Origin of the sequence: Clostridium luticellarii (assembly GCF_002995845.1) — a bacterium.
GTDB lineage: Bacteria > Bacillota > Clostridia > Clostridiales > Clostridiaceae > Clostridium_B > Clostridium_B luticellarii.
Genome location: NZ_PVXP01000090.1, coordinates 1 through 10,879 on the forward strand (window position 1 = coordinate 1; position 10,879 = coordinate 10,879).

Below are 10,879 nucleotides of genomic sequence, written 5' to 3' on the forward strand. Positions count from 1 at the left end.
TGAATCTAAGCAATTAATAATTAATACTAAAAAATTAAAATATGATGGTTTTGGCCTAAATATAATTTAGACTCTAGGGGGTCAAAATTAAACGTAAAAAGGGGTCAAATTTACTTGACAATCTACAATAGAGGATCTGTGTTTTATTAATTGACTAAATATTTGATATCTGGTGTAGATCTGACATTGTCTGTTGATTTGTATAGAATAAGTAGGAAATATTTTAAGTAGGTTTCACTCGCCTTTATGATGTAGCAGGGGGTAATTAATATTATGAGGTGATGATTTGGTTAAGAGTATAGTTAAAACAAGTGCAGATAATTATAGGTGTGATGGTATTTGTTTTCATAAGGGCATGGTATTTTTAATAGATGAGTGTGTATATGAGGTCATTAAGATTTTAAAGGATACTGTTTCTGGTAACCAAATAGTATTTGCGGAAAATACAGATGATGAGAATATATATAAGAAGATAAATATTCTTTGCCTGGAGTCTAAAGGTTGTAGATTATACAATAGAGATGAGGTATTTAATCAATGGTTGCTACTGCATGAAGATTTGGTAGAGAATAAATTAGGTATTACTGCCAGGATGTTAATATCTTATATAGATACGGATAGAGAAGATGTTGAGATGTTGATATTTAATTATCTTCAGCAGGACTATGCTTTTTATGATTTGAGTTTAAAGTCTAAGAGGAAAAAGATTAATAATGTAATAGACGGGTTAGCTTATGAATATGAGAATAGTGGGGTTAAGTTTAAATGAATTAGATGTATTGTATAATTCATACTTGAGAAAATGGGTCTTATCAATATTCAGCAAGGATTAAATCAGAGACTTATAGAATTAAACAAAATAGCAAGACACAGCTAAAATTATATAACGAAGTTTAAAAACCAGTTAGGATTGATTTTTACTTATCTTAACTGGCTTTTTTACTTTTTATAGGTAATTTTATTATTACCGACAGTCTATGTCATTGTGATTATATATAATTAAAAATATAATATATGAATGCTGAGGGTAGGGGTATCGTGTAGATTATGAGGATATGGACAAAGAGACACCTATTAAACTTTTGAGAAAAAAGATGATATGTTTAAGAAGCTGTGTATAGAAAAAGAAGGAATCCTAGCAATATATGTATAATTAATTAATAAAGTATTAAGGAAACATGATGTATTATTGTTCATTTACAATCAGTTAAAAGAAGAAAAAGTAGTTATAAAGGAGTATATAATAAATGAGTTTGATATTAAATATGATTAATTATAAATTAATTCATGTATATTAGATTTTTGGAGGTAATAGAGATGGCAAAGACTATTAAGTTAATAAAAAAGGGGATGGAAATAAATGCTCTATAGATTAAATACTAAAACAAAAGATTATACAAAAGTGAACAGGGTCACTCTTGATTCCTTTGGGTGGAAAGAATTGGATTTGCAAAAGTTGTTATCAAGTCATATTCAAGATTTCATATCTTCAAATGAACTGATGACCATTTTTAATGAACGACCACGTCAGGAAGAACCAGATATTCTAGCCCTGGATAAAAATGGTGATTTGTATATATTTGAACTTAAACGTTGGGGCTCACACCAGGAAAATTTGTTACAGGTCTTAAGATATGGTCAGCTTTATGGCAGCAGTAATTACGATGAGTTAAATGAAATGTTTAAAAAGTACTATGGAAATGATGATCCTAAAGCAGAATTATACGAGATACACAAACAGTATTTTGATCTTTCAGATAGTTCCAGATTAAGCAAAGAAGAGTTTAATCGTAAACAACACTTTTTAGTTGTAACTAATGGTCTTGATCAAAAGACTGTGGAAGCTATTGTTTACTGGAAGAAAAACGGCTTAAATATTGACGCCATTGTATATTGGGTTTTTGAAGTAAATGGTGACCACTTTATTGAATTTAATATGTATTCCCCTATTGAGGGTTATCTTGAATATGAGAGCAGCACCTATGTTCTCAATACGAACTACTCAAATAATCAACATCATACTGAAGATATGCTCAAGGAGCATAAAGCTGCGGCATATTATCCAGGCTGGCGGGAAAAAATTGAAAAGCTTCAGAAGGGTGATACTGTATTTCTTTATAAAAATGGTACCGGAATCATTGCTTATGGCGCTGCTTCTGGTAAATTGGAGATGCAGGATTGTGATGGTCATCATAACTATGAGTACTATATGAAACTGGATAAATTCAAAAAATTGAAAATGCCATTTGCAGCATCTGAAATGAAAGCAGCAGCCAATCAAGGTTTTAATTTCAGGCAGACCATGTTTTCCATAAGCGAAGAAAGCAGAGATTTATTGATTAAAGAAATCAAGGAGAAATATCTATAAATGTTTATTTGAAAAATAAGAAGAAATCAATTTTATCGGATTTAGTGCTTCAAAGAGACCAAAAAAGGTGATAGATAAAGAATAATGGAAGTTAATATCTAAGAAGATTTAAAAAGAGTGTAATTTATATTGAGGCCTTCTACCCTTATTGCCATGATATTGGCATGAATTTCTGGGGTGTATTTGTCGATGAGAATTCATTAAGAAAAGCACGTGGATTATTAGAAGTCAAGTTTACTAATGAGAAATCCCATAAGAATCCAAAAAGAGATTCTTATGGCTATATGCGCGCATTCAAAATCTTTAAAGAATTTTTAGATAATACCAAATAAGAACTAAAATTTTGATACAATCGAAAGTCACTGAGATCAGTGGCTTTCAGCGTTTTTTGTTAAAATTAATATGTTGGTTAGGATAAATTATTTCATTAAAATTAATGCTTAATAGTAAAAATGCACCAGAGGTGTGTAAAAGGGTACAAGGTGTGTTCACTTTTTAGCAGAAGTAATTAGGGAAAAAATAATTAAAAATGTAATTTTTTAAAATTACATTTTTAATAGTTGCAATAAAATTCCTTTTATGATATGATTACAGCATAGTAAATAAAGTTAATTTTAGAAAGGCACAATATTTTATGAAAAAGTTGAGTGAATTGGTTGAATTAGTAAGTGGATCTCCTCAGTTTAGAATTACTGAAGTGTTTGATGAGAAAACACCGCTTTTTACTTATTATAGTCAAACAGATTTAACAGATGATTTGGTGGGTATTATTTCAAACGATGTGGACAATAAACAAGTCAGAACCAATGATAAAGTAAATATCTTATGCGATGGTGATGTGGTGTTTAGTTTAATCACGGGAATTGCAACGATGGTAAGAAAAGAGCACGAGGGATATCTTTATACGCAAAACTACGTTAAGTTATTACCTGGCCATAACATTGATTCAAAGTTTTTGGCTTATCTCATTAATGAAAACAAAACAATCAAGAAACAGTTTGTGTTGGGACTGCAGGGTTCGCAAGTTTTAAAATATACTCTCAAGCAGCTTAAAGAGCTTGAAATACCGAAAATACCTTCCATAGATAGGCAAAAAATTATAGGACAAGTCTATTTTAATCAGTTAAGGCTGCAAGCACTTAAAAATAGAGCAGCAGAACTTGAAACAAAAATCAGATTATCCAGGTTAGAGGAGGCAAGTGAGAAATGAATGAAGAGCAATTTGAAACTGAGTTAATACAATATATTACCAGTGGAACCATAACTAAACCTGAGCACCTGGAAGGAATCAGCGATTTTATGGTTATCGAAAAATCTGCTGATTACTGTGTGAAAACAAAGCTGTGGAAGTATGAAGCAAAAATTAAAACTACAGAAAAGCTTTGGGATAACTTCAAAGAGATTCTTGAACAGCACAATCAAAATACACTTGATCATCCACTGAGTACTGTGGAATTTAATCAAGTTAAAAAGATTATATCTGATATTCAAACGCCATATGAAGCTGGACAATTTTTATACGGACTTAATGGTGTATCGCAAATCGAAATTGATTTAGATGACGGCCGTCATGTGTTTTTAACGGTTTTCGATCAAAAACAAATTGGTGCTGGAGATACAGTGTATCAAGTAGTTAATCAAATTGAACGCCCTGCAATTATCACAGGGAAACAAAATCGTCGTTTTGATACCACACTTCTTATTAATGGTTTGCCTATTATACAAATTGAGGAAAAACGTGATACACATGATGTCAATGAAGCACTAAATCAAATGCATCAATATTCTGAAGAAAATCAATATGGTGATATTTTTTCCACCTTGCAGATATTGGTGGCAATTACGCCGAATAACGTGAAGTATATGGCGAATACCACGCCGGATAATTTCAATAAAGACTTTGCTTTTAACTGGCAGCGTAAAAGTGATAATACGATTGTGCGTAATTGGAAAGAGTTTGCTGATTCAATGTTAAGCATTCCAATGGCACATCAGATGGCTACCAATTATATGATTTTGGATGGCACAAAAAACAAGGAAACGTTAAAGGTAATGCGTCCATATCAAGTATATGCTACCCAGAATGTAATTGAAAAATTAAAGAAAGTTGATTTTGAACTGGGTGCAAATAAAGTAGGTTATGTTTGGCATACTACAGGTTCCGGTAAAACCATAACCAGTTTTAAAACAGCATGGCTTGCAAGCCGCATGCCAAAAGTTGATAAAGTTGTCTTCGTAGTGGATAGAATTGCTTTAACGACACAGACAAATGAAAATTATAGGGCCTATGATCCGGATGCTGGTGAAAATATAACTGGTAGTGTCCAAGATACTGATAATACTAGTGATTTGAAGCGTAAACTAAATAGTAAAGATAATAGTATCATTGTTACCTCTGTTCAAAAACTCGATACTTTAGTGAAACGTAAATCCTTTAAATCACCTGATAAAAATATTGTATTTATCGTAGATGAGGCACACCGTTCAACTGGCGGTGAAAGTTTTGCAAAGATACAAAAGGCTTTTAAGAAGTCTGCCTGGGTTGGCTATACAGGGACACCCATGTTTGATGAAACTACCAGCGGTTTACGAACAGAAGATATTTTTGGACATTTGTTACATGCCTATACTATTCGTGAAGCAATTGCAGATAGAAATGTTTTAGGGTTTAAAGTGGATTTTGAAACAACCATTGATGAAGAGCAGATGAGATCCAAATATCTGCCAAATTTCTACCGAGAACGCTATCCGAAGTGGACTGAACAACAAATTAAAGAGAAAATTGATAATCTAAGTCAAGAAGATATGGATGATGCGGTTGAACCAAGTTTCTATGATGAAAATCAGGATCATATCAAATTAGTAGTTGAAGATATTTTCAAAAACTGGCGAAATCGTTCAAACGGAGGTAAGTATAATGCCCTCTTTACCACTCATGTTGGCGGCGGGAAAGCTAGTACGCCAATGGCAATGATGTATTTCAATGAATTTCAACGAGTAAATGATGAGAATAAGAAAAATGGTGGACAAACATTAAAAGTAGCAGTTACATTTAGCCAAAACTCATCCAATAATGATAGTATGCTTGCCGCCAATCAAGGTTTATATGATGCTATTAGGGTCTATAACAAAGAATTTGGTACAAGCTTTGGCATGGATGATGTAGCAGGATATACGCAAGATGTTACTAGCCGTTTGAATAAAACTGCTACAGACAAGAACTTCTTAGATATTGTGATTGTGGTAGATCAGCTTTTGACTGGATTTGATGCACCGGAACTTAATACCCTTTATGTAGATAGAACACTTAAAGGGGCTGGACTTATTCAAGCTTATTCAAGAACAAACCGCATTGCTGATATGCAGGAAAAACCTTGGGGGCGTATTGTAAATTATCGCTGGCCTGCTCAAAATGAGAAGTTGATGAATGAAGCTCTCGCAATTTATGCTAATAAAAATTCCGCAATTTTATCAGAAGATGAACAGCGTAAATCTAACCAAAAGGCTGGTATTATCGCTAAATCTTTTGGAGATGTATTTAATGAAGTTAAAGAAGTTGTTGAGAAATTAGACAGCTTAACTAATGAGTTTCAACAATTACCACCTTCTGAGAAGCAAAAAGAATATATGTTTGATTTGCTGCGTGATTATAATGTTGGAATGGCTAAATTAAAACAATATACCCCTGAAGAAGTTGATGGAAATACAGTAGGTTTCAATTACGACAATCCTGATGAGTTGGTTGAAAAATTAGGTATGACAAGTGCTCAAGAAATTATGCTTACCACAGTTTTAACCAATGAGCTTAAACAACATATGTCAAAAGAAAAGAAAATTCCTTTTTATCAAATTGAGTTAAAAATGACTCATGTCAAGGATGTGAAAATAGATTATGACTATTTAACTGAATTGGTGGAGCAATTATTAAACCAGGTGCATGAGGGAAAGAGCCAGGAAGCACAAGCTACGAAAGAGAAAATTGATCAATTTGCCACTGGTTTGGAAGACAGAAATTATGCTGCGAAGGTTATGAATGCAGCAATTGCTATTATCAAAGGGCATTTTCCACCGGAAGGTTTTAATCTTAAATATCCAGTAAAATTGAGAGATAGTGAACAAATTATTCAAGCGGCCAACAATGTCAGCCTTGATAGAATGTTCCTGGATTTTCGAGTGAAGTGGGGAATTACAGACATTATCACAAGTGCTCAGATGCGTGAATTATTCAGTCATCATCGTTATGGTATGCAGGATTTAGATGATACTGGTCAAATTCGAGATATAATTGCCCAAGCAAGCGTAAATTATAAGATTTTAGCACATGACCAAGAAATACAATCTTTGTCTAAAATCAAGTACCGTAATGGTTTGCGTGAGGCCATTTATGAATTGGCTGATGATCAGGCTGAAACCTAATTTATCAGATGACACTTTAAAATTAATTATTGAACTGCCGACTATCAATTGACAGCTCAGATAGGAGATAAAATGGATAAAAATAAAGCAAATGTACCTAAAATAAGATTTCCAGGATTCACTGACCCTTGGGAACAGCGTAAGTTGGGAGATGTTGGAGAATTTAAAAATGGAATGAATTTTTCTAAAGATGCAATGGGACATGGATATCCATTTGTGAACCTTCAAAATGTATTTGGTAGAAATATTGTAGAGAGTGTAGATTTGGGCTTGGCTGAAAGTACAGATATACAAAGAAGAGACTACAGTTTAGAAAAGGGTGATGTACTATTTATTCGTTCATCAGTAAAACCAGAGGGAGTAGGAGAAGCAGCAATAGTACCCAAAACACTCGAAAACACAACATATTCAGGATTTATTATTAGATTCAGACCATTTGAAAATATGAGTGATAGTTTTAATGCAGTAGTATATTCTACGAAATCTATTAGAAATCAGATTTTGATGGGAGCTACAAGTTCTGCAAATACCAATATTAATCAGGAAACCTTACAAAAGTTACAAATTAGTATTCCAGAGATAAATGAGCAGGAAAAAATCGGGGCATTTTTTAACAACTTCACCAACCTTATCGCCCTTCATCAGCGTAAGTTGAATCACTTGCAGGATAAGAAGAAAGGTTTGTTACAAAAAATGTTCCCGAAAAATGGCGAAGATTTTCCAGAACTTCGTTTCCCGGGATTTACTGACCCTTGGGAACAGCGTAAGTTTTGTGATTACTATAAAATATGCTCAGGTTATGCTTTTAAATATCAAGACTATGTTGACGATGGCGTGACAATTGTTAATGGTGAGTCAATTCAACACGGAAAAGTAGACAGCGCTAAATTTAATTATTTGCCAGAATCTTTTAGAAAAGATTATTTAGATTTCTTACTATACGAAGGTGATATAGTTGTTGGATTGAATAGGCCAATAATTGATGGAAAGTTAAAAATATCAAGAATTCCCAGAAACTTGGATGGCTCTTTATTATATCAGCGTGCTGGAAAAATAAAATTTATTACAGATATTGATGTTGATTTTTCATATGTGCTACTTGAAAAAGAAATATTAAAATATACGAGAAAAGAAGCTGTTGGATCAGACCAACCATTCATTAGCACATCCAAATTAGATAAGTGGAAGATGATGTTTCCTAAGTCAGAAGATGAAAAAGTAAAAATTGGTTTATTATTTAAGAACTTTGACAACCTTATCACCCTTCATCAACGTAAGTTAAATCATTTGCAAGAACAAAAGAAAGCATTACTACAACAGATGTTTATATAAACTTAGAACTCGTTATCCAGGAGCATAGCAGCCGTTATCACATTTTATAAGAAAAGTAGACAACTAAAATTTTTAATTTTGTGTGAATCACTTTAACAGAGTGAAATGAGGGTATTACGGATGGCAGCCATCGGATAAAATAATTTCAAAAGAGAAAGGAATTAAAACAATGAGTAATAATCTACAAACAATTACCAGCAAACTTTGGGCTATGGCAAATGAACTGCGTGGCACAATGGATGCGTCAGAGTACAAAAATTATATCCTGGCATTTATGTTTTATAGATACCTTTCAGAACACCAAGAGCAGTATTTAGAGGAGAATAATGTTATTGATGTTGCAGAGAGAGAATCTACCAATGATGCTTACCTAAAACAAGCGGTAGGTGCAGATTTGGATGATTATCTAGAAGATATTTCATCAAGCTTGGGGTATGCAATTGCACCAAATGATGCATGGGAGTCGTTGATTAATAAAATTAATGATTCACAAGTTATTCCCAGTGACTACCAAACTATTTTTGATAACTTTAATAAAAATGCAGAATTAAATAAAGAAGCGATGAAAGATTTTCGTGGTATATTCAACGATATTAACTTGGGAGATTCACGTCTTGGAAGTTCTACAAATGAACGTGCAAAATCACTTAACAATATAGTTAAGTTAGTTGATGGAATTGAATACAAGGGAGATGATGGAAAAGATATTCTAGGTGAAATCTATGAATACTTAATCGGTCAATTTGCTGCAAGTGCTGGTAAAAAAGGTGGAGAATTCTATACACCTCATCAAGTAAGTAAGATTTTGGCTAAAATAGTTACTAATGGTGTAGAAAAATCAGATGAATTCTTCAATTTATATGATCCTACAATGGGCTCAGGTTCTTTACTGCTTACTGTTGGACAAGAGTTGCCTGAGGGTACTCCTATTAAGTACTTTGGTCAGGAGTTGAACACAACAACGTATAACTTGGCTCGTATGAATTTGATGATGCACGATGTATCTTATAACAATATGACATTAAATAATGCTGATACTTTGGAAAATGATTGGCCGGATGGACCGGACGAAAGAGGAATTGATCACCCACGTAGTTTTGATGCAGTGGTTGCAAATCCACCATATTCTGCGAAATGGGATAATGATAAAAGCAAATTAAAGGATCCACGTTTTAGCGATTATGGGAAATTAGCACCAGCATCAAAAGCAGACTATGCTTTTGTATTGCACAGTATATATCATTTAAACAACACTGGCACAATGGCTATTGTTTTGCCCCACGGTGTGCTATTTCGTGGTGCGGCGGAAAGCAAAATCCGTCAAACTCTGATTGAAAAAAATTATCTTGATGCGGTTATTGGTTTGCCAGCTAACTTATTTTATGGAACAAGTATACCAACAGTCATTTTAGTGTTTAAGAAGAATCGTAAAACCAAAGACATATTATTTATTGATGCAAGTAATGATTTTGAAAAAGGAAAGAATCAAAATAACTTAAGTGATGAAAATGTAGATAAAATCATCAATACATTTAAAGAACGTATAGATGTTGATAAATATGCCCATGTGGCATCAATTGAGGAAATCAAGGAAAATGAGTTTAACTTGAATATTCCACGTTATGTTGATACTTTTGAAGAAGAAGCTCCAATTGATTTGGAAGAAGTAAATAAGCAGTTAGAACAAGACAATAAGGAAATTGCAGAACTTGAAGCAGAGATTAATGAGCAATTGAAGATTTTAGGTGTAAAAATTTAAATTTGCTGGTGCTGGGAACAGTGTGAGTTAGGTGCAATTTAAAATTTTATATAAGTAGGACATTTTTATCCTACTTATGGTATAATATAAACATATTATAGTGTTAGGAGGGGTTTCAATGCTGGTAAATACTAAAAAGATAGTTTCAATGTCAGAGGCTAACCAGAATTTTTCTAAAGTGGCCAGGATGGTTGATGAGGACAAATCGGTAGTTATTATGAAAAATAACAAGCCCAAATATGTAGTTTTGGACTTTGAAGAATTTACTAAAGAAGCTGTATCTGAAGAACAGACCCTTGATAGGATTGCAGATAAAATTCTTGAAGAAAATATAGAAGCTTTTAAGGAACTGGCTGATAGATGAAATATATATCTTTGGAATATATAATAAAATTGCATGATAAGATGATAGATATTACAGGTGGAGCAAAAGGAATTAGGAATATAGAACTTTTGAAATCATCAATAGAAAATTCCAAGGCTACATTTGGTGGGGAGGATTTATATCCAACTGCCGAATCTAAATGTGCAAATAGCTGTTTTAATATAATAAAAAATCATGCATTTGTGGATTGTAATAAAAGAACCGGAATATATGTTATGCTTATGCTTCTTGAGTATAACAATATTAAATTAGAATTTACCCAAAAAGAATTAGTCGATTTAGGTGTGGATATAGCATCCGGGAAATTAAATCAGAAAGATATAATATCCTGGATAGAAAATCATAAATAGGTATTTACTTTTATAGTAGGTGCTTATTATGCCTGAGAAAATGATGATACCATGAATTCCACAGTGTTTATAAAGACAGTTAAACGGCTAAACGAATTTACAAGTATGATTATACCCAATTATGATATCTGTCTTTTAATTGTTAGAGTTTCCCCATTTTTTTAGAAATGACTAGATAACGACTGTGGATAAGGTAACTTTGAGTTTTAGAATTATCCACAGATTTATAAAATCGCATAAAAAATGAATAAAACAGTCCAGTCTTTTGA

At 32.8% G+C, this 10,879-nt stretch carries 8 protein-coding genes; all 8 read left to right on the forward strand.

The genetic code is table 11. The features are described 5' to 3' along the window. Positions 1-286 precede the first annotated feature (286 nt). The 8 genes from CLLU_RS16760 (at position 287) to CLLU_RS16795 (ending at position 10,610) form a co-directional block, all read left to right on the forward strand. The gene (locus CLLU_RS16760) at positions 287-769 is read left to right on the forward strand and encodes a hypothetical protein (RefSeq protein WP_106010917.1); all 483 of its coding nucleotides are present in this window, start codon (positions 287-289) and stop codon (positions 767-769) included. A 591-nt stretch (positions 770-1,360) separates the two neighbouring features. Next, positions 1,361-2,368 (forward strand): PDDEXK family nuclease, encoded by a 1,008-nt coding sequence (locus CLLU_RS16765; RefSeq protein WP_106010918.1) that lies wholly within the window; start codon positions 1,361-1,363, stop codon positions 2,366-2,368. A 634-nt stretch (positions 2,369-3,002) separates the two neighbouring features. Then, positions 3,003-3,578, forward strand: a complete 576-nt coding sequence (locus tag CLLU_RS16770) for a restriction endonuclease subunit S (protein WP_106010919.1) — start codon at positions 3,003-3,005, stop codon at positions 3,576-3,578. Next, on the forward strand, positions 3,575-6,784 hold the full coding sequence (locus CLLU_RS16775; protein WP_106010920.1) for a type I restriction endonuclease subunit R: 3,210 nt from the start codon (positions 3,575-3,577) through the stop codon (positions 6,782-6,784). Before CLLU_RS16770 ends, CLLU_RS16775 begins: the two co-directional genes overlap by 4 nt. Positions 6,785-6,856: 72 nt before the next feature. Further along, positions 6,857-8,116, forward strand: a complete 1,260-nt coding sequence (locus CLLU_RS18780; protein WP_158255941.1) for a restriction endonuclease subunit S — start codon at positions 6,857-6,859, stop codon at positions 8,114-8,116. A 169-nt stretch (positions 8,117-8,285) separates the two neighbouring features. Further along, positions 8,286-9,875: a type I restriction-modification system subunit M gene (locus CLLU_RS16785; protein ID WP_106010921.1), complete on the forward strand. Its 1,590-nt coding sequence runs from the start codon at positions 8,286-8,288 to the stop codon at positions 9,873-9,875. Between the two features lie 118 nt (positions 9,876-9,993). Further along, entirely contained in the window at positions 9,994-10,239 is a 246-nt protein-coding gene (locus CLLU_RS16790; RefSeq protein ID WP_106010922.1) for a type II toxin-antitoxin system prevent-host-death family antitoxin, read from the forward strand. Then, a complete protein-coding gene (locus CLLU_RS16795) occupies positions 10,236-10,610 on the forward strand; it encodes a type II toxin-antitoxin system death-on-curing family toxin (protein ID WP_106010923.1) in 375 nt (124 codons plus the stop codon). The genes CLLU_RS16790 and CLLU_RS16795 overlap by 4 nt, the downstream gene beginning before the upstream one ends. The last annotated feature ends 269 nt before the right edge of the window (positions 10,611-10,879 follow it).

Coding starts and splice junctions, on each gene's coding strand:
- CLLU_RS16765 (WP_106010918.1), top strand. CDS start 1,361: ATGCTCTATAGATTAAATACTAAAACAAAAGATTATACAAAAGTGAAC.
- CLLU_RS16770 (WP_106010919.1), top strand. CDS start 3,003: ATGAAAAAGTTGAGTGAATTGGTTGAATTAGTAAGTGGATCTCCTCAG.
- CLLU_RS16775 (WP_106010920.1), top strand. CDS start 3,575: ATGAATGAAGAGCAATTTGAAACTGAGTTAATACAATATATTACCAGT.
- CLLU_RS18780 (WP_158255941.1), top strand. CDS start 6,857: ATGGATAAAAATAAAGCAAATGTACCTAAAATAAGATTTCCAGGATTC.
- CLLU_RS16785 (WP_106010921.1), top strand. CDS start 8,286: ATGAGTAATAATCTACAAACAATTACCAGCAAACTTTGGGCTATGGCA.
- CLLU_RS16790 (WP_106010922.1), top strand. CDS start 9,994: ATGCTGGTAAATACTAAAAAGATAGTTTCAATGTCAGAGGCTAACCAG.
- CLLU_RS16795 (WP_106010923.1), top strand. CDS start 10,236: ATGAAATATATATCTTTGGAATATATAATAAAATTGCATGATAAGATG.